The sequence below is a fragment of the Methylobacterium sp. B4 genome (assembly GCF_003201865.1).
In the GTDB taxonomy this organism is placed as follows: domain Bacteria; phylum Pseudomonadota; class Alphaproteobacteria; order Rhizobiales; family Beijerinckiaceae; genus Methylobacterium.
Map to the genome: position 1 here is coordinate 79,801 of NZ_QJJJ01000003.1, position 20,552 is coordinate 100,352.

A 20,552-nucleotide genomic window follows, 5' to 3' on the forward strand; every position below is an offset into this window, starting at 1 on the left:
CGGCGATGAATTTCTTCAGCAACGTCAAGCTGATCGTTAAGATCGCGTTACCATTCGCCCTGACACTCGTCATCAGCGCCGGCTTGATCGCCTACGCCCGCGACGTGATGCGCGGTCTCTCGGATCAGACGGCCCGGATCGTCGACGTCCAAGCCATACGCCTCGATGCGCTGATGCATATGCGCGGCGGCATCACCGAGGCCGCGGTGATGGACCGCAACATGTTGCTCGAGAGCGATCCGCAGAACAAAGCTCGCTTCCGCACGCGCCAGCAGGCCGGCATGACCGAGGCCCGGGAAGGCGTCGAACGGCTCCTCAACTTGTCGGACACGCCGCAGCGGCGGACCGCCAACGAGGCCATGCGGCGGGATGTCGACAGCTTCTTCGCCACGCTTGATCGCGTCTACGACCTGGGCATGCGTCAGCAGGGGGACGAGGCCTTCCGGATCGCGCGGGATGTCGGCATTCCTGCGCGGCTCAAGCTGAACGAATGGATGCAGAACCGATCCACGGTGCTGGCCAACGAACTCGCCGCATCGAAGGCGCAGGCGACCGGAGACGCCGATCGCGGCACCTACATGCTCATCGGTTTCGCCGTTGTCGGCCTTCTGGGAGCGATGGCGCTGGCCGGTTCGATCGTCGTGTTCGCCGTGACCCGCCCACTCGGAAGCCTCGTGGGCGTCCTCCAGAGGATGGCGCGCGGCGAGATCGACGCCGAGATCAAGGAGGCCGCGCGCGGCGACGAGATCGGCGCGGTCGCCCGGGCCGTCGAAGGCATCAAGGCCATGGTGGCGCGCAAGGCCGCCGAGGAGGCGGAGGTGCGTCGGCGCGCGGACGAAGCCGCAGCGGCCGAGCGCAAGCGCACGATGGTCGAACTGGCCGACGGCTTCGAGCGTGCGGTCGGCGGGATCGTCGGGATGGTCTCGTCCTCGGCGACCGAACTGCAGGCCACCGCCCAGCAGATGACCGCGACCGCCACCGAGACGGCCTCGCAATCCACGACCGTGGCCGCGGCGGCCGAGGAAGCCGCCTCCAACGTCGGCACGGTGGCCGCTGCCGCCGAGGAGCTGGGTGTGTCCGTCCAGGAGATCGGTCGTCAGGTGCAGGGCTCGGCCGGGCTGGCCCAGGCCGCCGTGGGCGAGGCCGACCAGACCACCCACCTCGTACAGGCGCTCAAGACGACGTCGGCCCGGATCGGCGACATGGTCGGGCTGATCTCCAACATCGCGTCCCAGACCAACCTGCTCGCGCTGAACGCCACGATCGAGGCGGCGCGGGCGGGCGAAGCCGGTCGCGGCTTCGCGGTCGTGGCGACGGAGGTCAAGGAACTCGCCAGCCAGACGGCGCGCGCCACCGAGGAGATATCGGGTCAGATCGGCGAGATCCAGGGCGTGACGGATCAGGCCGTCGCCGCGATCGGCGCGATCACGAGCCGTATCCGCGAGATCAACAACGTCGCGGCCGGTATCGCCGCCGCGGTGGAGCAGCAGGGCGCCGCCACCCAGGAGATCGTGCGCAACGTCTCCCAGGCCTCCAGCGGCACCTCCGAGGTGACGCGCAACATCTCGGGCGTGGCGCAGGCCTCGGAGGAGACCGGCGCGGCGGCGGGTCAGGTGCTCACCTCGGCCGCGGAGCTGTCGCGGCAATCCGAGCACCTGGCGGCCGAGGTGCAGCGCTTCCTCTCGACCGTCCGAGCCGCCTGACCCCACCCAGCAACAGCCGGATGCTGCGAACCCCGCCCCTCTCGGGCGGGGCTTTTTTTTCGCCATTAGGCCGCTGCGGACGAAGCCGACCCACCCGACACGGTCGATGTGCTCCTGCACACTCGGAGTAAGTGTCGGCAACCGTGTCTCACATCCGACGCTTGCGCGATTCTTGAAAACACCGAAACGGTGTTTTAGCCTCGATCCGTGATTCGCTCAGGCGCCCTTCCCTCCCGCCTCACCTACCGGCTCCTGCCCGAGCCGGCGGATCTCGATGCGGTTCGGACCCTGCTCGCGGCCTATCGACGGATGTTCGTCATCCTCGAAGAGGTCCGCCTTGAGCATGGATTGCGGGCCAACGTCGTCGCCCTGATCGAGCACGGCTACGGCCGCGTGCGCGACGAGACCGGGCTGCCGGCCCGCCTCGTCACGCTCGGCATCCGCGATTTCGCCCAGCAGGCGGCGGGCCTCGACCCCGAGGCCGTCACGTCGATGCCGCTCGACGACAAGCTGTTCAGCGTGAAGAGTGCCTCCGAGATCGCCCTCTCCACGCTCTGCGGCCGGCGCACCATGCCCTACCGCGTCGAGGGCTATGACGGCCCCTGGCGCGAACTCTCCAGTGCCCGCCTCACCCTCGCGGGCGACGCGCTCATCATCCAGGTGGGCGTCTCCGTCACGGCACCGAAGGAGGAGACCCGCATGCCCGAGAACATCCTGACCCGCGTCGGCCGGATCATCGGCGGCCTGTCCAACGCCGCCCTCGAAGCCGTGGAGGACCGCAACGGCCTCGCGGTGGCCGAGCAGGCGTTGCGCGAGATCGACGCGGTGATCCACGAGGCCCGGCTCGACCTCGGCAAGATCAAGGCGGAGGAGCACCGCCTCACCGCCCGACGGGGCCAGCTCGACGGCGAAATGGCCGCGCTTCCCGAAAAGCTGTCGGTCGCCCTCGCGGGCGGGCGCGAGGATCTGGCGCGGGCCGGCATCGCGCGTCAGCTCGACCTGGAGAGCCAGATCGAGGCGATCGATTCGAGCCTCGCCGAGGTGGCCGAGCGCCACGGGGCGGCCTCCAAGGCGATGCAGGCGGCCACCGCGGCCCGGCGGGACGCCGAGCACCGGATCGCGCTGCTGCGCAATCCCCCGGCGAAGGCGACCGACCCGCTCACCGGCTACGGCGGCGAGGATGCCGAGCGCGCGCGCCAGCTCGAACAATCGCTGCGGGCGATCGACCGGCTCACCGGCACGGCCTCCGCGGCGGCCGATCCCTCGGTCGAGGAACTCGACCGCCTGCACCGCGACGACGCCATCGAGCGGCGGCTCGCGGCGCTGAAGCAGGGCCGACCTTCATGACGGCGCTGGCAGGGTCCGCCCTGTTCCCCTTCACCCTGGCGGCGGCGGTGATGGCGGGCCTCGTCCTGGTGGAAGCGCTCTCCCTCCTGCTCGGGCAATCGCTCTCGGGGCTCGTCGACGGCGCCCTCGGCCACGAAGCCGGTGGCGGCGACCTGACGACGGCAGCGGATGCGGATGGAGCGTTCTCGCCCGCCGCGCTGATGTCGTGGATCAATCGCGGCCGCGTGCCCTTCCTGATCCTGCTGATCCTCGCACTCGCCGCCTTCGCGCTGGCCGGCTTCGTGGTGCAGACGCTTGCCGCCGCAATCGTCGCGCCCCTGCCGGCCGCCCTGGCCGTGGTGCTCGCCGGCGCGGCGACGGTGCCGGCCCTGCGCCTCTCGACCCGGACCGTCGCCCGGCTGATCCCGCGCGACGAGAGCTACGTGGTCAGCGCCGAGGATCTGATCGGGGCGACCGCCGAGGTCACCCTCGGACCGCTCGACCAGGGTCTTCCGGGACAGGTCCGAACGGTCGACCGCCACGGCAACACCCACTTCCTGCGCGCCCGGGCCGCCCCCGGCGCGCCCGCCATGGAATCCGGCGCCCGCGTGCTGATCGTGGACCGGGCCGATGCCGTCTACGTCGCGGTGCCCGCCGCGCCGGATCTCTGATCGCTCTCTTCCCCACGACTGAAAGGGCCGCTCACGATGGACATGGTCAGTTCCGGCATCGTCAACCTGCTGGTGATCGCCGGCATCATCGTCGTGGCGCTTCTCGGAATCGGCTTCGTCTTCAGCCGGCTCTACCGGCGCACCACCCGCGACACCGCCTTCGTCCGCACGGGTCTGGGCGGGCGCAAGGTCGTGGTCGATGGCGGCGCCGTGCTGCTGCCGGTGTTCCACTCCATCGCCATGGTGAACCTCAACACCCTGCGCCTCGAAGTGAAGCGCTCGGGCAACGAATCGCTCATCACCAAGGACCGCCTTCGGGCCGACATCACGGTCGAGTTCTACGTGCGGGTCGAGCCGCGGGAGGAATCGATCGCGCTCGCCGCGCAGACGCTCGGCGACCGCACCAACGACGCCATGCTGCTGCGCGAGCTGATCGAGGCCAAGTTCGTCGATGCCCTGCGGGCGGTGGCCGCCGGCATGACCCTGCCCGACCTTCAGGAGAAGCGCGCCGCCTTCGTGAAGGGCGTGCAGGAGGCGGTCTCGGGCGACCTGCGCCACAACGGCCTCGAACTCGAATCCGCGTCGCTGACGCGCCTCGACCAGACCTCGATCGAACACTTCAACCCCGACAATTCGTTCGACGCCGAAGGTCTGGCGCGCCTCAAGGAGATCACCGAGCAGCGTCGCAAGGAGCGCAACGCCACCGAGCGGAACGCCGAGGTGGCCGTGGCCGAGAAGGACCGAGAGACCGCGCTCAAGCAGCTCGAGATCAAGCGCACCACCCGTGAGGCGGAACTCGCCCAGGAGCGCGACATCGCCAACAAGACCGCCGAGACCCGGGCCGAGACCGCCCAGGCCGAGCAGCGCGCCCAGCAGAGCGAGGAAACCGCCCGGATCGAGCGCGAGCAGGCGGTGCGCCTGCGCGAGGCCGAGGCGCGCAAGAACTCGGAAGGCGCCCGGATCGAGGCGGATCTGGCCATCGCCCAGCGCAACGCGGAGGCCGAGCGGGAGCGCCAGCTCGTGCTGCAGGACAACGCCATCAAGATCGCCGAGCGCTCGCAGCGGGAATCGGAGGCGCGAGCCGCCGCCAAGGACGCCGAAGCCCTGGCGGTGGCGGCCGAGGAGCGTGTCGCCACCGCCAAGGCCAAGGAGATCGCCGAGCGCGAGCGCGAGATCGCGGTCATCGCCGCCAAGCGCGAGGCGGAGCGGGAAGCGACCGGCGTGACCGTGACGGCGGAGGCCGAGCGGCGCGCGGCCGAGGATCGAGCCAACGCCATCACCACGCTCGCCGAGGCCGAGGCGACCGCCGCGGCCTCGAAGGCGGAGGCCATCACCAAGCTCGGCCAAGCCGAGGCCGAACGCGAGCGGGTGATGAACGAGGCCCGCAACGCCCTCTCGGCGGAAGCGCGCAACTACGAGACCGGGCTGAAGCGCCTCGGCATCATCCCGGATGCCCTGCGCGAGAGCATGCGGGCGGTGGAGAAGATCGACTCGATCCGCATCTTCGACGCGGGCGGCATGATGGGCGGCGGCGGAAACGGCGCCTCCGCGAGCTTCGGCGACAGCCTGTCGGGCCACCTGCTGCGCTACCAGTACAACAGCCCCATCCTCGGTGCGATCCTGAACGAGGCGGGCTTCGCCGAGGGCAAGGGCAGCCTCGACGCGCTGGTCGGCGGGTTGCGGAACGGCACGGCGATCGAGCCGACCGTCGACGGACAGGCCGAGGGGTACGCCGGGGGCACGGCATGAGGCGCAGCATGAGGGGCTTACGCGACCGTGCCCCGAATTGACGGATCGGGGCTCGGGTGGGAAAGCCTGAGGCCATGAGCGACGCGACGGCTGCCCCGACCCCCGCCCCCGAACCGGCACCCCTGCCCTCACCCGACGACCTCGCCGCGCTGAAGAGCGAGGCGCAGGCGTGGTTCGCCACCCTGCGCGACCGGATCTTGACGGCGCTGGAGACCCTGGAGGATCAGGCCGCCGGCCCGTTCCACCCGGACGCGCCCGAGGAGGCTGGCACGTTCGAGAAGACGCCCTGGCAGCGCACCGACCATAGCGGCACGCCGGGCGGGGGCGGCGTGATGGCGATGCTGAAGGGCCGCGTGTTCGAGAAAGCGGGCGTCCACATCTCCACCGTGCACGGCGAGTTCGCGCCGGAGTTCCGCGCGCAGATGCCCGGCGCGGCCGAGGACCCGCGTTTCTTCGCCACCGGCATCTCGCTCATCGTCCATCCCTGGAACCCGAACGTTCCGACGGTGCACATGAACACCCGCTTCGTCGTCACGACGAAGGCGTGGTTCGGCGGCGGGGCCGATCTCACCCCCGTTCTCGACCGGCGGCGCACCCAGGGCGATCCCGACACGCAGTTCTTCCACGCCTGCCTGCGCGAGGCCTGCGAACGGCATGCGCCGGCCGCCGACTACGAAAAGTACAAGGCGTGGTGCGACGAGTATTTCCACCTCAAGCACCGCAACGAACCCCGCGGCATCGGCGGCATCTTCTACGACTATCACTGGACCGGGAACCCGCAGGCGGATCTGGCCTATACCCGCGACGTCGGCGAGGCCTTCCTGAAGGCGTATCCCGAGATCGTCTGGCGCAACCTCGCTCAGGGCTGGACCGAGGCCGACCGGCTGGAGCAGCAGGTCCGGCGCGGGCGCTACGTGGAGTTCAACCTCCTCTACGATCGCGGCACCATCTTCGGCCTGAAGACCGGCGGCAACGTCGCCTCGATCCTGTCCTCGCTGCCGCCGACCGTGCGCTGGCCGTAAGCTCTCCGTCCGCGAGTCCGATGGCCGAGTCCGTTCCCACCCAGTTCGCCCCGCAGCAGGATGCGGCCCTGAAAGCCATCGCCCGCTGGCGCAAGGAGGGCGGCGACCAAGTCTTCCGGCTGTTCGGCTATGCCGGCACCGGCAAGACCACGCTCGCCCGCCGCATCGCCGACGATATCGACGGCCCCGTCGTCTACGGCGCCTTCACCGGCAAGGCGGCCTCGGTCATGCGCCAGAAGGGCTGCCACGACGCGGCGACGATCCACTCGCTGATCTACCGAACCAAGGAGGGCGACGAGGGCGGCCCGACCTTCAGCCTCAATCGCTCCGGCCCGGCGGCCAAGGCCGACCTCATCGTCATCGACGAGTGCTCGATGGTCGATTCCGATCTCGGCCACGACCTCCTCTCCTTCGACAAGCCGGTGCTGGTGCTGGGCGATCCCGCCCAGTTGCCGCCGGTGCGCGGCGGCGGCTTCTTCACCGAGGCCGAGCCCGACGTGATGCTCACCGACGTGCACCGTCAGGCGGCCGACGACCCGATCGTGCGCATGGCGATGACGATCCGCGAGGGCGGACGGCTGGAGGTCGGCGAGTACGGGCAGAGCCGGGTCGTTCGGCGCCGCGACATCGACCCGGCCCAGGTGCTCGACTGCGATCAGGTCCTGGTCGGCCTCAACCGCACCCGCCGCCTCTACAACAACCGCCTGCGGGAGCTGGCCGGCCACACCGACCCGATGCCGTCGGTCGGCGAGAAGCTGGTCTGTCTCAGGAACGACCGCACCAAGGGCCTGCTCAACGGCTCGACCTGGACGGTGCAGGCTCTGCGCGCGCCGCCTCGACCCGACACGGTCCGCCTCGACGTGGTGCCGGAGGACGATCCGGCCGTGCGCCGCCGGGCCGTGGATATCAAGGTGCTGCGGCAGGTGATCGAGGGTTCCGAGGAGGAGATCCCGCTCTTCCTGCGCCGGGAGACCGACGAGTTCACCTACGGCTACGCGCTCACCGTCCACAAGGCGCAGGGCTCGCAGTGGGACAAGGTCGTGCTGTTCGACGAATCCTACGCCTTCCGCGAACACCGCGCCCGCTGGCTCTACACGGGTCTGACCCGGGCCGCGCAGGCGATCACCGTCGTGGTGTGAGGGAGCAGCCCTCGGGTCGCGTCCTCGCCTCCGTCATCGCGAGGCGAAGCCGAAGCGATCAAGGGCGCCGACCCTTTCGGAGAAGTCGCGCGTCTGGATCGCTTCGCGTCCGCTCGCGATGACGGCGAGAAGACCGCTCGGCGGGCTTCTCACCCGTCCGCCCGCGCCTCCACCGCCGCAAGCAGCGTGCAGAGCGCCACCGCCTCGGCCGCCTTGCGTACGGCGTCGAGCTTCGGGAAGGTCGGCGCGATGCGCAGGGTCCTGTCGTGCGGGTCCTTGCCGTAGGGATGCGTCGCGCCGGCCGGCGTCAGCGCGATGCCGGCCTCGCCCGCAAGCCGCACCACCTGCGAGGCGGTGCCGTCGGTCACGTCCAGCGTGACGAAGTAGCCGCCGAGCGGCCGGCTCCAGCGTGCGACCTCCCAGCCGTCGAGGCGGGCGGCGAACGCCTCCTCCACGGCCGCGAATTTCGGGGCGATCAGGGCGCGGTGGCGCTCCATATGCGCGGCGATGCCGGCGGCGTCGCGCAGGAAGCGGACGTGGCGGAGCTGGTTGAGCTTGTCCGGGCCGATGCTGCGGCGCCCGGCCTGGGCGAGATACCACTTCACGTTGGCCGGCGAAGACGCCAACATCGCGAGGCCGGCGCCGGCCAGCGTCACCTTCGAGGTCGAGGCGAACACGATCGCACGATCCGGATTTCCGGCCTCGGCGCAGGCCTCCAGAATGTTCGGAAGCGAGGGCCGCGCCTCGGTGAGGTGATGCACCGCGTAGGCGTTGTCCCACAGGATGCGGAAATCGGGCGCGGCGGCCTTGAGCGCGGCCAACCGCCGGACGGTCTCGTCGGAATAGGTCTCGCCGCTCGGGTTCGAGTATTGCGGCACGCACCAGATGCCCTTCACCGACGGGTCGGCGACCTCGCGCTCGACGGCCTCCATGTCCGGCCCCTCCCCCGTCATCGGGATCGGGATCATGCGGATGCCGAAGCCCTCGCAGAGGAAGAAGTGGCGGTCGTAGCCCGGGACGGGACAGAGGATCGTGATCGGCTCCTGCTTCGACCAGGGCCCGCTGCCGCCCGGGACACCCTTCAGAAGGGCGTAGACGAGCACGTCGTGCATCAGCGCGAGGCTCGAATTGTTGGCGATCACGATCTGATCGGGGCTGGCACCGAGCAGGGGCGAGAACAACGCGCGGGTCTCGGGCAGGCCCTGGAGGTTGCCGTAATTGCGCGCATCCGTGCCGTCCTCGGCCGTGGTGTCGCGGTTGCCCGGCAGGGCCAGCATCTCGGCGGCGAGATCGAGCTGATCGGAAGCGGGCTTGCCGCGGGTCATGTCGAGCTTGAGCCCCTGCGCTTTCAGGGCCTCGTACTCGCCACGCAGGCCGGAGCGCAGCTCCGCAAGAGCTTCGGACGACAGGGTGGTCAGCGACGGCATGGGATTCCTCGTGGCGGTGCCGAGCCTGCGTTCGAGCCCGCGGCGAACGCTTGGTCAAGGTCGCTTCGACGGAAACGGGTGGGTCGCACCGGGATGGTCTGGTGACAGTGTGGCGATTCGGTCACGTGTGCAGATGCGAAGAGGCCAATTCCTAACGCCCCGTAACGGTCCGGACCGGCCTTAACGCGTCGTTAACCATTCCAACCAAAAAGCTAACAGCGTCAAATGTTGCAGAAAGCGGCTGCCGGCGAGCGTTGATCGAAGACCAACACGCTCCCTCCACCACAGATCGCAGCATTCGATCGATCTTCAACATTCCGATCGGCCATGGCGGCGAGCGAATGACCATCGCTCGCGACGCAATGACCTCGCACATCTTCGAGCACTGGCGATGTACATCGTTGTCGACGAGCGGCAGAACGTCACCGACCATTACGTCGCCGGTTTCGGCGCCGAGGGCGTGAAGGCGCAGGGACTGGCGGTTGGGTCCATGCAGGGCTGGCTCGACACCGCGCCGCGGATCGAGGTGGAGGCGATCGACGGCTTCCTGATCGGCGATTGCGCCGACCGCGCCTCCTGCACCGTGGCGATCCGCTCGCTCAGCCGGGCGCCGATCATCGCTCTCAACGAGACCCGCTCGCTCGAACAGACCCTGGCGCTCTTCACCGCCGGCATCGACGACGTGGTGCGCAAACCCGTGCATGTCCGCGAGATCATCGCCCGGGCCAGCGCGATCCGGCGTCGGACGGGCCGGGGCGCCGAGCCGGCCCCCGCCCCCGACCAAGCCGGCCGCCTCAAGGTCCATACGGACGGGCGCGATCCCGAAATCGACGGCGCCAGCCTGATCCTTCCCCGGCGCGAGCGGCACATCCTCGAATACCTCTCCAAGAACCGCGGCCGGCAGGTGACGAAGGGCCAGATCTTCACGGCGGTCTACGGCGACCTCGACACCAGCGTGGAGGAGAGCGTGGTGGAGGGCCATATCAGCAAGCTGCGCAAGAAGCTGCGGATGCGGCTCGGCTACGACCCGATCGAGGCCAAGCGCTTGGCGGGCTACACCTTCGTGGGCTGAACCGGCCGTATCGTCTCCGAAAGGAAAAGGCCGCGCTCGATCTGAGCGCGGCCTTTTCGCGTTCCGTTGCGAGCCTGGCCGCGAAGACCAGGCTCGCCGCTCGGTTTAGCGGAAGAGCGAGAGAACGGTCTGGCTGCCCGAGTTGGCAATCGAGAGCGCCTGGACGGCGAGCTGCTGCTGCGTCTGAAGCGCCTTCAGCTTGGTCGACTCTTCCTCGATATCGGCATCGACCAGGATGCCGATGGTGCGGTCGTTGGCCTTCATCAGCGTATCGACGAAGGTCTTCTGGCCATCGATCTGGGTCTTGCTGGCGCCGAGCTTGGTGCCGGCATCCGTCACCTTGGCGATCGCCTTCTCGACCTGGGTGATGATGTTGCCGAGCGCGGTGTCGCCCGCGGTGCCGACGAGGCTCGAGATGTTGATCGTGGCGAGCGAGAACGTGGTCCCGGAATCGACGGTGTCGAGGATGCCCTTGCCCGTCGCCGTGCCCGCCGCCGTGCCCTTGCCGGTCCGCGCATCGGTCGCCGCCGGCGTGCCGGCCCCGAAGCCGACATCGATCAGCGCGTTACTTCCGCTCGCAGCAACGTTGAGGATCGTCACCTGAGCGTCGTTGCCCGAGCCGGTGGCCGTCGTCGTGAAGGTGAGGCGGCCTGCCGTGTCGAGCGAGGCCGACACCTTGCCGGCGAGCGGCGTGGTGGTCGTGTCGGCGGCGATCTGGTTGTTGATCGCCTGGAGGAACTCGGTGGTGGTGACCCGGGAGAGATTGGCCGCGGCCGACGACAGCGTCGAGCTGTTGAGCCGGATCGTCGCGGTCGTCGTGCCGTCGCCGAGGGTGAGCGAGAACGCCACCTCGTTGGTGCCGCTGAAGTCGGCGGTGCCACGGTTGGCCGGCGTCGCGTCGGCGGGACGGAAGGCCGCCGTACCGGTCAGCGAGGTCGAGCCGAACACCTGGCCGGCGGTGGCGGCCGTGGTGATGCTGGAGGCGTTGACGTCGTAGAGCTTGATCGCGTTCACGTCGACGCCGATCATCGAGAAGGTGACGTTGCCCGACGAGGCCCGCGAGAAGCCGGCCACCACGTTCTGCGTCGCCTGATAGCTGGTGTTCGCGGCCGAGGAATCGACGGAGAGCCAGTTCTGACCCGACGAGGTCGAGGAATCGGCCGTGGCCTTCATCTTGTCCTGGATCGCCTTGATCTCGGTCTGGACCTTGGCGCGGTCCACACCCGGCTGCAGCGCCGTCTGCAGCTTGGCGCGCAGGTTCTGCATGTCGGACAGGATCGAGTTCAGGCCGTTATAGGCGGTGTCGACCGCCGAGGAGCCGAGGCCGAGCGAGTCCTTGACCGCCGAGAGCGAGGCGTTGTCAGTGCGCACGGTGGTGGCGATCGACCAGTAGGCGGCGTTGTCGGCGGCGGTCGAGACGCGCTGTCCGGTAGAGACGCGGTTGGAGGTGGCGTCGAGCTGGCTGTTGATGCCCTTGAGCGTCGTCAGCGCCGTCATGGCGGAGATGTTGGTCAGCAGGCTGGTCACGGATCTGTCTTCCGGGGATGATGAGGACGGGACGGTTCTTGAGGGCCGGGCTCGCACCGGTGCGGCCGCACGGCCCGTCACAAGGGCCGCGGCGGGCCCGTGGGGCCCGTCTGCCGCGCATCACACCTCCGGACTCCCACCGGATCAGCGGACCGACATCATGTCCATGGACCCGTAGGGTCCACCCGCTGGCCTGTCTTCGAAGGTCTCCGCATGGCGGCCGAGACGGCTGCCGAGAGCGCCTTTCGATGCCGCGAGAATGACCGGGGCCCGTTACGAAGCGATTAAGCGCGCCCGGGCGGCGCCGTCCCGCCGGGGCTCTCCACAGAGCGTGTTACGGTCTGTGGACAAGCCGCTAGGAAGCCGCCGCCTCGTCGAAGGCGACGCCCGCCAGATCGCCCCGCCGCCAGCACAGTCGGGCGGGCAACGTGCGCAGGTCGTGCGCGGCGATCACGAGGGGAAAGCGCGTCGGCAGGACGTGCCGCGCGTCGAGGCAGATCTTCGCGCCCCTGCGGGAGAGGTCGCGCACGGTGCAGGCGATGAGCCGCTCGGGACCCAGGACGATGCGGCCCTGCTGCACCACGCGGTGACGCTTTCCCACCCGCGCGACCGGCGCCGCAGCCTCCGGCGAACCATTCCCCCGCGGATCGGCCATGCTCGCCTCCGGCGCCCGTCTCTCACTCCGGCTTAAAGTCCCGCCGCTACCCTGTCGATGAGATGGGACATCCCTTCGCGGGGCATCGTTAACCCGGCGTCAAGCATAACCGTACACGGATCGTGAACGATGACGCCTTCCGCCCCCGGGAAGCGCCGCGGAGGCCTTCGTGTCCGCGCGCCGGCCCCGGGACCGACCCGCCGAGACCCGCGATGCAGTTCGATCCCGCACGGCGATCCTCCGCCGCCGGCGCCCGCTCGCCGCGTCCAACGTCGCGACCGGTGTCACGCCCCTTGGCGGTCAGCGTCGCGGCCCGCCGCGCCAGGGAGGCGGCCGGCGAGCGCACCGTGCTGGCGGCCCTGGTCCTGCTCGCCCTGACCGCCAGCGGATTTGCCGGCTACGCCATCTCGACGGGCACGCACGGCTACGCCGTGCAGGCGGTGCTGCCCGCCGGCACCCCGCCCTTCGCCTGGAAGAAGAGTGTGGCGCAGGGCCGCCTCGCCGATCCCGATTTCGATCCCGTCACCACCGGCTCGCTGCCGGACCGCCCCGTGGCCGCCGCCCTGCCCCGTGACCCGGCGGAGCGCCCGGCCCCGCCGCAGGCGGGCGCCTACGCCCTGCGCGGGGTCGCCGACGGCGTCGCGACCCTGGAGAGCCGCGAGGGGCGGCTGACCGCCTCCCTCGGCAGCGTGCTGCCCGGCGCCGGCCGCGTGCTGTCGATCCGCCGGACCGGCGCGGGCTGGGTCGTGATCACGACCGAGACCATCATCGGCCCTGTCGCGCTGTGACCTCACCGGACGAAACCCGGCAAGCCCGGGACAAGCAAGCCGCCCTAGAGCCGGGGTCGAGTTCCGTCCGCGCCGCTCCGACGGTCGCCCTCCTCCCGCGCTCACGCCCAGGCGCCCGTCCGTGACCAACACGCTCACCAGTTACCGGCTGATCGCCAAGGATCTCACCGCCTCCCTCGCACGGAAGGCGGCGGAACCCTCGGTCGCGCGCGAGACCGCCTATTACGAGGCCCATATCGGCGCGGTGAAGTCGGTCGACGATCTGCTCGGTGACCAGCGCCTCTACGCCTACGCCATGAAGGCCTACGGCCTGGAGGAGATGACCTACGCCAAGGCCTTCATGCGCAAGGTGCTGGAGGAGGGAGCCGCCAGCGCGGCGAGCTTCGCCAACCGGCTGGCCGACGAGCGCTACACCGCCTTCGCCAAGGCCTTCAGCTTCGGGCAGGGCGTCTCCACCGCGGGCGCCGACGCGGCCAAGTTCGGCGAGCAGGCCCGTGCCGCCTCGCTGAGCGCGCCGAAACTCCTGGCCGCTTCCTACGACTTCAGCGGCCGGGCGGAGGCGAGTTTCGTCGTGGAATCCCGGCTCGACGCCGCGACCACGCAGTCGGTTACGGTCCGACTCGACGCGCGGGCGCTCGCCGGCCGGGTGGAAGACCTGTCGAAGGTGTCCCCCGCGGAGATCGCAGCGGCGGTGGCCGCGCAGATCGAGGCCTCCGCCCTCAAGGGCAAGGTCCAGGCGGGGCTGGCCGCCGACGGAAGCCTGTTCTTCGAGACCACCGCCCTGACCGATCTCGGCGCCGACGGCGCCTCCGGCGGCACGGGGCGCGACGCCGACACGCTGGTGAGCGCGGGCGGGGCGAACCGGACCCTGGCGATCCGCAATGCGCCCCTCTCCGCGCCGGACCGGATCGCCGCCGATCTCGGCTTCGGCACGGCGCTGGGGCCGGATTCGATGGCGCAGACCGTCACGCAGGCCTATCTGCGCCAGTCGCTGGAGGGGGAGGCGGGCGACGCGGATACGGGCGTGCGCCTCGCGCTCTACTTCGCCCGCAAGGCGCCGACCCTGGGCAGCGCCTACGACATCCTCGGCGATGCGGCGCTGAGCCAGGTGGCCAACACCGTGATCGGCCTGCCGGCCACGAGCGGCGCGGCGACGAGCCAGGCCTTGGCCAAGCGCGCCGCGCTGATCGCCGAGAAGATCGACATCGCGGCCTTGCGCGACCCGGACAAGCTCGACGCCTTCGTGCGGCGCTTCGCGGCGATCTGGGATGCGCAGAACAACACTGCCAGCGCGCCCGTGCTCGCCCTGTTCACCGGATCCGCCAACGGCATCGACGCCGAGATGTTGACGAGCGCGCAGGCCGCGCGGGCGGGGAGGTAGGACGATGCAGAGCAGCCTCTACGTCGCCCTCTCGAGCCAGATCGCCCTCGAGCGGCGCCTGACCACCACCGCCAACAACGTCGCCAACATGGCGACCGCCGGCTTCCGTGCGGAGGAGACGACCTTCTCGGAACTGCTCGCCCGCTCGAACCGCGGCGAGGTCGCCTTCGTCGGTCCCGGCAAGGCCACCATCTCACGGGTCGCCGGACAGACCACGCGCACCGATGCCCCCCTGGACGTCGCCGTCCAGGGCGATGCCTGGCTCGGCGTCAAGGGACTGAAGGGCGAGACGCGCTACACCCGCGACGGGCGCATGACGATGGACGCCAACGGGCAGCTTCGCACGGTGGGCGGGCTGCCGGTGGTCGATCCCGGCGGCGGACCGCTCCTGCTCGATCCCCAGGCCGGCCCGCCGGTCATCGGCCGCGACGGCAGCATCCACCAGGGCGTCAACCAAGTCGGGGCGCTCGGCGTGTTCACCCTCGACCCGAAGGCCGCGCTGACCCGCTCCGGCGAGAACGCCGTGGCCTCCAGCATTCCCGGCCGGCCGGTGCAGGACTTCACCCGGATCGGCCTCGTGCAGGGGTATGTCGAGGGCGCCAACGTCAACCCGATCCTGGAGATGACCAAGCTCATCGCGATCCAGCGCGCCTTCGAGAGCGCGGCGACGATGACCTCGGAGGCCGACAACACCCTCACCGGCGCCGTCAAGACGCTGGGTCCGCAGGGCTAGCGCGATGACGCAGAACGCCATCGAGCGCCTCCACCGAGCGATGGAGGCCGGGCGCCGCGACCTGCCGCTGGTGCGGGTCGCCGGTCCCGTGCGCGAGGTCACCGCCAGCGCGGCGCGGGTCGCGGGCGTGTCCGCCTTCGTCCGGCTCGGCGACCGCATCGGCTTCTCCGCCGAGGGCCGCACGCAGGTCGGCGAGGTGGTGCGCATCGATGCGGCCGGTGCGATCGTGAAGCCGTTCGAGAGCCGGATCGAGGCTGGTATCGGCAGCCTCGCTCACCGCATCGGCCCGGCGCAACTGCGCCCGGACCCGCGCTGGAAGGGCCGGGTGATCGACGCGCTCGGCCGACCCGTCGACGGCCTCGGCCCGCTCACGGAGGGGCCGCGCAGCGTCCCTCTCGACGCCGACCCGCCCGCCGCCATGACCCGCGCCCGGGTGAAGGCGCCGCTGCCCACGGGCGTCAGGGCGATCGACCTGTTCACGCCGCTCTGCGCCGGCCAGCGCATCGGCATCTTCGCCGGCTCCGGCGTCGGCAAGTCCACCCTGTTGGCGATGCTGGCCGGCGCCCAAGGCTTCGACAGCGTCGTCGTGGCCCTGGTGGGCGAGCGCGGCCGCGAGGTGCGCGAATTCCTCGAAGGGCCGATCGCCGCCGCCCGCGAGCGCGCCGTGATCGTGGTCTCGACCGGCGACGAGAGCCCGATGATGCGCCGCCAAGCGCCGAAGGTGGCGCTGGCCGTGGCCGAGTCCCTTCGCGATCGCGGCGAGTCGGTGCTGCTCATCGTCGATTCCGTGACGCGCTACGCCCACGCCGCCCGCGACGTGGCGCTGGCGGCCGGCGAGCCGGCGGTGGCACGCGGCTACCCGCCGAGCGTCTTCTCGGACCTGCCGCGGCTCCTGGAGCGCGCGGGCCCCGGCGCGGAGGGGATGGGCACGATCACCGGCATCTTCTCGGTACTGGTGGACGGCGACGACCACAACGACCCCGTCGCAGACTCGATCCGCGGCACGCTCGACGGCCATGTGGTGCTCGACCGCGCCATCGCCGAACAGGGCCGCTACCCGGCGATCGACCTGCTCGGTTCGATCTCGCGCCTCGCGGGCGAGGTCTGGACCGGAGACCAGCGCGAGCTGGTGCGCAAGCTCAGGAGCATGATGGCCCGCTTCGAGGAGACGCGGGATCTGCGCCTGATGGGCGGCTACCGCGCCGGCAGCGATCCCGATCTCGACCAGGCCGTCAGCCTCGTGCCGCGGATCTACGAGGCCTTGCGCCAGGAGCCGGGCCAGCCCCCGAGCCGCGACGCCTTCCTCGAACTCGCCCAGTCCCTGCGGGGATGAGCGTGATCTTCCCTCTCGCAAACACGGCGGACGACCGCCACCCCGCCTTGGCGGGGACGGCCGGCAAGGCGGCGAACGCATTGCCGGCCGAGATCACCTTCTCCTTCAGCCCCGCGCAAGCGACGCCGTGTCCATTGCGCAAGAATTCGAAAGTCAACGAGGTGTCAGCATGAGTCTCATCGGCGTGCTCCGCACCGGCGTTTCCGGGATGAACGCTCAGTCGAACCGCATCTCGACGGTGGCCGAGAACATCCAGAACGCCAGCACCACCGGCTACAAGCGCACTTCGGCCGAGTTCTCCTCGCTGCTGCTCGATTCCGGCGATGTCGGCAACTACAATTCCGGCGCGGTCGAGACCACCTTGCGGCGTGCGGTCAGCGAGGGCGGCCCCATCGCCTCGACCAATTCCGACAAGGACCTCGCCATCCAGGGCAACGGCTTCTTCGTCGTGCGCGACGCGGGCGGCGCACCCTTCCTAACGCGGGCCGGCAACTTCGTCGTCGACGGCAAGACCGGAAACCTCGTCAATTCCGGCGGCTTCACCCTGATGGGCTACAGCCTCGCCAACGGCACGCCGAACCCCGTCCTCAACGGCGTCGCCGATCTTCAGCCCGTCAACGTCAGCGTGATGGGCCAGGAGGCGCGCCCCTCCACCAATGCCACGATCAGCGGCAACCTCTCCTTCGAGACGCCGGTCTACGATCCCACGGCGACGGGCGCCGTCGGCTACTCGAAGAAGAACTCGCTCAAGGTCTACGACAACGTCGGCCAGCCGGTGACGCTCGACGTCCAGATGACCAAGACCTCCAGCGACACTTGGGCGGTCAGCTTCTTCAGCCCGGGCTCCGGGAACGCCTTCGTCGGCTCCACCACCGTGAGCTTCGACGGCAACGGCAAGGTCAATGGCGGCGGGACCGCCACCGTGCAGGTGCCGAACGGCCGCAGCGTCAAGGTCGATCTGGCCGGCCTGACGCAGCTGTCGGGCGACCACAACCTCTCGGGCACGGCCGACGGCTCGTCGCCCACCGCCGTCACCGGCACCGCCTTCGGCGAGGACGGCACGGTCTACGCGGTCTATTCCGACGGCACCCGCAAGGCTGCCTTCAAGGTGCCGCTCGCGGATGTAGCGAGCCCCGACAACCTCGCGCCGCGGGCGGGCAACGTCTTCACGACAAGCGCGGAATCCGGCGACATCCAGATCGGCTTCGCGGGCCAGGGCGGGCGCGGCATCATGAAGGCCGGGGCGCTCGAACAGTCCAACGTCGACGTCAGCACCGAGCTGACCACGATGATCGAGTCGCAGACGGTCTACACCGCCAATTCCAAGGTGTTCATGACCGGCAACGAACTGCTCGAAACCCTGATGAACCTCAAGCGCTGACGCGCGGCGCCACCGCACCGGGATGTGCCCGCCCGCCGCGGGCGCATCCCACGCGTCTGCGCGTCCCAGGAACCGACCGATGGGTCTCACCCTCGCGCTCAATACCGCGCGCGCCTCGCTGCTCGCGAACTCGAACCAGATCGCCGTGTCCGCGCGCAACGTCGCGGGCGCGAACGATCCCGGCTATTCGCGCAAGATCGCGACGCTGGTCGCGGGAAGCGCGGGCGGCGCCACGGTCACCATCACCCGCGCGGGTGATCCGGCGCTCTACGCCCGCACGCTGGCCGCCTCGTCCGATGCCGCCCGCGGCGACGCCCTGCTGAGCGGGTTGACGAAGCTCGCGCAGACCGTGGGCGACACCGACGACGCGACCGCGCCGGCCGCGCGCCTTTCGGCGCTCCAGGCCGCCCTCCAATCCGCGGCCAACCAGCCCGACAACCTGCAGCTCGCCCGCGACGCGGTGGAGGCGGCCAAGGCGCTGGCCGGCAGCCTGAATCAAGCGGCGGGCGCCGTCCACGCCGTGCGGGCGGAGGCCGATGCGGGCATCCGTGACGCGGTGGGCCGCATCAACGACCTTTTGGGACGGTTCGACAGCGCGAACCGCGCCGTCACCCGGCTCACGGCGACCGGGGGAGACGCCACCGACGCGCTGGACGACCGCGACCGCATCCTGACCGCGCTCTCGCAGGAAATCGGCGTCACCGCCGTCGCCCGCGAGGGCGGCGACATGGCGCTCTACTCAGATGGCGGCGTCACCCTGTTCGAGCGCGGCCCCCGCGCGGTCGCCTTCTCTCCCACCGCCGCCTTCGCCGCCGGCACGGCCGGCGGCAGCGTGACGATCGACGGCGTGCCCGTCGCCGGCGCCGCCTCGCCGATGCCGCTGTCCTCCGGGCGGATCGCCGGGCTCGCGGCGCTCCGCGACGGCGCGGCGGTGACCTACGAGGCGCAGCTCGACGCCCTGGCCGGCGGCCTGATCGGCGCCTTCGCCGAGAGCGACGCGGTGGGGCCCGATGACGGTCCGCGGGCCGGCCTGTTCACGGCCGGCGGTAACGCAAGCCTGCCCGCCTCCGGCGCGGCCGGGCGCGGCGGCCTCGCTTCGTCGATCGCGGTCAACCAAGCGGTCGATCCTGCCCGGGGCGGAAGCCTCGTCCTGCTGCGCAGCGGCGGCATGAACGGCAGCGACTATGCCGATCCCGCGGCGGGCGGCGACGCCGCCTATGCGGGGCGCCTGCGCGGCCTGCTGGCCTCGCTCTCCGCCGAGCAGACCCTCGATCCGGCCATCGGCCTGGGCGGCGCCGCCGGCTTGCCCGGCCTCGCCGCGTCGTCCGCCGGCTGGCTCGAAGCGCAGCGCAAGGACGCCTCGGTCGAGGCCTCCTATCAGAAGACCCTGCTGGCCCGCGCCAGCGAGGCGCTCTCGAACGCGGCCGGCGTGAACGGCGACGACGAGGCCGCGCTCGCCCTGCAGCTGGAGCGCTCCTACAGCGCCTCGGCCAAGCTCATCGGGGTCGTGAACGACCTGCTCAAGACCCTCCTCGACGCGGTGCGGTGACACGACCATGATGACGACGGGCTTCATTTCGAGCCTCACTCTCTGGAACGCGCCGCGCACCGGCGCCGCGCGCCTCCAGAGCGATCTCGCGACGGCGACCCGGGAGATCGCGACCGGCCGCTTGGCCGATGTCGGCGCGACGCTCGGGGGCGGCGTCACCGAGGCCTTCGGCCTGCGGCGGCAGAGCGCCGTCCTGGCGGCGCTGACGCAGAGCAACGCGGCGGCCTCGCTCCGGCTGCAGGCCACGCAGGGCGCGCTCAAGGAGGTCCAGACGGCCGCCGACGCGACGCTTGCCGAACTCACCGCACTTCCCGCCAGCCAGCGCGGGCAGACGGCCGCGGAGGCCGCCCGCGGCCGACTCGCGGCGCTGACGGGCGCGCTCAACACCAACGCGAGCGGCCAGTTCGTATTCGGCGGCACCGCCAGCGGGACGGCCCCGCTGACGGCCCACGATGGCAGCCCGGCCTCGGCCGCCAAGACGGCGGTCGACGACGCCTTCACCCTCTATTTCGGCTTCGCCCCCGGCTCCGCAGCGGCGTCCGGCATCACGCCTTCCCAGATCGAGAGCTTCATCGACGGCCCGCTCGCCGGCCTGTTCACCGAGGCGAACTGGAAGCAAACCTGGTCTGAGGCTTCGAGCCGGACGATCGCCAGCCAAATTTCGCTGACCGAGACCGTCAGCACCTCGGTCAGCGCCAATGCGGACGCCTTCCGCAAGCTTGGCATGGCCTACGTCATCGCCTCCGGCCTCGGCCTGTCCGGCCTCTCGCAGGACGCGCAGGAGGCGGCCACCGGCCGAGTCATGGATCTGCTCGGACAAGCCAGCGGGGGCCTGACGACGATGCAGGCCGATCTCGGCCGCAGCCAGAGCCGGATCACGGAGGCCAATGCGCGCATGGCCAAGCAGACCGCGCTGCTGACCGGCCAAGTCCGGGATCTGGAGAGCGTCGATCCCGCGGAAGCCAAGGCGCGGGTCGATGCCATCACCACCCAGATGCAGATGTCCTACGGGCTGACCGCGCAGCTGCGCAGCCTCAGCCTGATCAACTTCCTTTCCTGACCGCCCGCTTTTCCCCATCGCGCACGGAGCGTCGGC

General features: G+C 70.5%; 17 protein-coding genes. 14 read left to right on the top strand and 3 right to left on the bottom strand.

Annotated features, from left to right (window positions below):
- Positions 1 to 5 precede the first annotated feature (5 nt).
- The 6 genes from BY998_RS06020 to BY998_RS06045 all read left to right on the top strand — a co-directional run bounded on the left by BY998_RS06020 (position 6) and on the right by BY998_RS06045 (position 7,610).
- Complete coding sequence (locus BY998_RS06020; RefSeq protein ID WP_110350723.1) at positions 6 to 1,703, top strand: methyl-accepting chemotaxis protein; 1,698 nt, start codon at positions 6 to 8, stop codon at positions 1,701 to 1,703.
- A 207-nt stretch (positions 1,704 to 1,910) separates the two neighbouring features.
- On the top strand, positions 1,911 to 3,050 hold the full coding sequence (locus BY998_RS06025; protein WP_110350724.1) for a PspA/IM30 family protein: 1,140 nt from the start codon (positions 1,911 to 1,913) through the stop codon (positions 3,048 to 3,050).
- A complete protein-coding gene (locus BY998_RS06030) occupies positions 3,047 to 3,700 on the top strand; it encodes an OB-fold-containig protein (RefSeq protein WP_110350725.1) in 654 nt (217 codons plus the stop codon). Before BY998_RS06025 ends, BY998_RS06030 begins: the two co-directional genes overlap by 4 nt.
- A 42-nt stretch (positions 3,701 to 3,742) precedes the next feature.
- Positions 3,743 to 5,449, top strand: coding sequence for a flotillin domain-containing protein (locus BY998_RS06035; protein WP_245421492.1), 1,707 nt, complete (start codon positions 3,743 to 3,745; stop codon positions 5,447 to 5,449).
- A 74-nt stretch (positions 5,450 to 5,523) separates the two neighbouring features.
- Complete coding sequence (hemF, locus tag BY998_RS06040) at positions 5,524 to 6,471, top strand: oxygen-dependent coproporphyrinogen oxidase (protein WP_110350727.1); 948 nt, start codon at positions 5,524 to 5,526, stop codon at positions 6,469 to 6,471.
- Between the two features lie 20 nt (positions 6,472 to 6,491).
- A complete protein-coding gene (locus BY998_RS06045; protein ID WP_110350728.1) occupies positions 6,492 to 7,610 on the top strand; it encodes an AAA family ATPase in 1,119 nt (372 codons plus the stop codon).
- 149 nt (positions 7,611 to 7,759) lie between these two features.
- On the opposite strand, the gene BY998_RS06050 is transcribed toward BY998_RS06045, so the two are convergent.
- Positions 7,760 to 9,037, bottom strand: coding sequence for an aminotransferase class I/II-fold pyridoxal phosphate-dependent enzyme (locus BY998_RS06050; protein WP_110350729.1), 1,278 nt, complete (start codon positions 9,035 to 9,037; stop codon positions 7,760 to 7,762).
- A 391-nt stretch (positions 9,038 to 9,428) separates the two neighbouring features.
- Here BY998_RS06050 and BY998_RS06055 point away from each other — a divergent pair, with 391 nt between their 5' ends.
- Entirely contained in the window at positions 9,429 to 10,109 is a 681-nt protein-coding gene (locus BY998_RS06055) for a response regulator transcription factor (RefSeq protein WP_110350730.1), read from the top strand.
- A 105-nt stretch (positions 10,110 to 10,214) separates the two neighbouring features.
- Here the strand turns inward: BY998_RS06055 and BY998_RS25010 are convergent, their stop codons facing one another.
- Together BY998_RS25010 and BY998_RS06065 are read right to left on the bottom strand one after the other, a co-directional pair.
- Positions 10,215 to 11,636: a flagellin gene (locus BY998_RS25010; protein ID WP_110350731.1), complete on the bottom strand. Its 1,422-nt coding sequence runs from the start codon at positions 11,634 to 11,636 to the stop codon at positions 10,215 to 10,217.
- Between the two features lie 355 nt (positions 11,637 to 11,991).
- Positions 11,992 to 12,291 carry a PilZ domain-containing protein gene (locus BY998_RS06065; protein ID WP_110350732.1) on the bottom strand — a complete coding sequence of 100 codons (300 nt, stop codon included), beginning with the start codon at positions 12,289 to 12,291 and terminating at the stop codon, positions 11,992 to 11,994.
- 293 nt (positions 12,292 to 12,584) lie between these two features.
- Here BY998_RS06065 and BY998_RS06070 point away from each other — a divergent pair, with 293 nt between their 5' ends.
- From BY998_RS06070 to BY998_RS06100, 7 genes are all read left to right on the top strand, one after another.
- A complete protein-coding gene (locus BY998_RS06070; RefSeq protein WP_245421493.1) occupies positions 12,585 to 13,079 on the top strand; it encodes a hypothetical protein in 495 nt (164 codons plus the stop codon).
- Positions 13,080 to 13,200: 121 nt separating this feature from the next.
- Entirely contained in the window at positions 13,201 to 14,460 is a 1,260-nt protein-coding gene (locus BY998_RS06075) for a DUF1217 domain-containing protein (protein ID WP_110350734.1), read from the top strand.
- Between the two features lie 4 nt (positions 14,461 to 14,464).
- A complete protein-coding gene (gene flgF / locus BY998_RS06080) occupies positions 14,465 to 15,193 on the top strand; it encodes a flagellar basal-body rod protein FlgF (protein WP_110350735.1) in 729 nt (242 codons plus the stop codon).
- Positions 15,194 to 15,197: 4 nt separating this feature from the next.
- Entirely contained in the window at positions 15,198 to 16,526 is a 1,329-nt protein-coding gene (gene fliI, locus BY998_RS06085; RefSeq protein WP_110350736.1) for a flagellar protein export ATPase FliI, read from the top strand.
- Positions 16,527 to 16,695: 169 nt separating this feature from the next.
- Positions 16,696 to 17,907, top strand: coding sequence for a flagellar hook protein FlgE (locus tag BY998_RS06090; RefSeq protein ID WP_110350737.1), 1,212 nt, complete (start codon positions 16,696 to 16,698; stop codon positions 17,905 to 17,907).
- Between the two features lie 79 nt (positions 17,908 to 17,986).
- Positions 17,987 to 19,456: a flagellar hook-associated protein FlgK gene (gene flgK / locus BY998_RS06095; RefSeq protein WP_110350738.1), complete on the top strand. Its 1,470-nt coding sequence runs from the start codon at positions 17,987 to 17,989 to the stop codon at positions 19,454 to 19,456.
- 7 nt (positions 19,457 to 19,463) lie between these two features.
- Positions 19,464 to 20,516, top strand: coding sequence for a flagellar hook-associated family protein (locus tag BY998_RS06100; protein WP_110350739.1), 1,053 nt, complete (start codon positions 19,464 to 19,466; stop codon positions 20,514 to 20,516).
- Positions 20,517 to 20,552 lie beyond the last annotated feature (36 nt).

What these genes read in the sequence shown, in the direction of transcription:
- BY998_RS06055 (WP_110350730.1), top strand. Translation starts at nt 9,429, where the DNA reads ATGTACATCGTTGTCGACGAGCGGCAGAACGTCACCGACCATTACGTC.
- BY998_RS06090 (WP_110350737.1), top strand. Translation starts at nt 16,696, where the DNA reads ATGAGTCTCATCGGCGTGCTCCGCACCGGCGTTTCCGGGATGAACGCT.
- BY998_RS06035 (WP_245421492.1), top strand. Translation starts at nt 3,743, where the DNA reads ATGGTCAGTTCCGGCATCGTCAACCTGCTGGTGATCGCCGGCATCATC.
- BY998_RS06100 (WP_110350739.1), top strand. Translation starts at nt 19,464, where the DNA reads ATGATGACGACGGGCTTCATTTCGAGCCTCACTCTCTGGAACGCGCCG.
- flgF (WP_110350735.1), top strand. Translation starts at nt 14,465, where the DNA reads ATGCAGAGCAGCCTCTACGTCGCCCTCTCGAGCCAGATCGCCCTCGAG.
- BY998_RS06030 (WP_110350725.1), top strand. Translation starts at nt 3,047, where the DNA reads ATGACGGCGCTGGCAGGGTCCGCCCTGTTCCCCTTCACCCTGGCGGCG.
- BY998_RS06065 (WP_110350732.1), bottom strand. Translation starts at nt 12,291, where the DNA reads ATGGCCGATCCGCGGGGGAATGGTTCGCCGGAGGCTGCGGCGCCGGTC.
- BY998_RS06020 (WP_110350723.1), top strand. Translation starts at nt 6, where the DNA reads ATGAATTTCTTCAGCAACGTCAAGCTGATCGTTAAGATCGCGTTACCA.
- hemF (WP_110350727.1), top strand. Translation starts at nt 5,524, where the DNA reads ATGAGCGACGCGACGGCTGCCCCGACCCCCGCCCCCGAACCGGCACCC.
- flgK (WP_110350738.1), top strand. Translation starts at nt 17,987, where the DNA reads ATGGGTCTCACCCTCGCGCTCAATACCGCGCGCGCCTCGCTGCTCGCG.
- BY998_RS06050 (WP_110350729.1), bottom strand. Translation starts at nt 9,037, where the DNA reads ATGCCGTCGCTGACCACCCTGTCGTCCGAAGCTCTTGCGGAGCTGCGC.
- fliI (WP_110350736.1), top strand. Translation starts at nt 15,198, where the DNA reads ATGACGCAGAACGCCATCGAGCGCCTCCACCGAGCGATGGAGGCCGGG.
- BY998_RS06045 (WP_110350728.1), top strand. Translation starts at nt 6,492, where the DNA reads ATGGCCGAGTCCGTTCCCACCCAGTTCGCCCCGCAGCAGGATGCGGCC.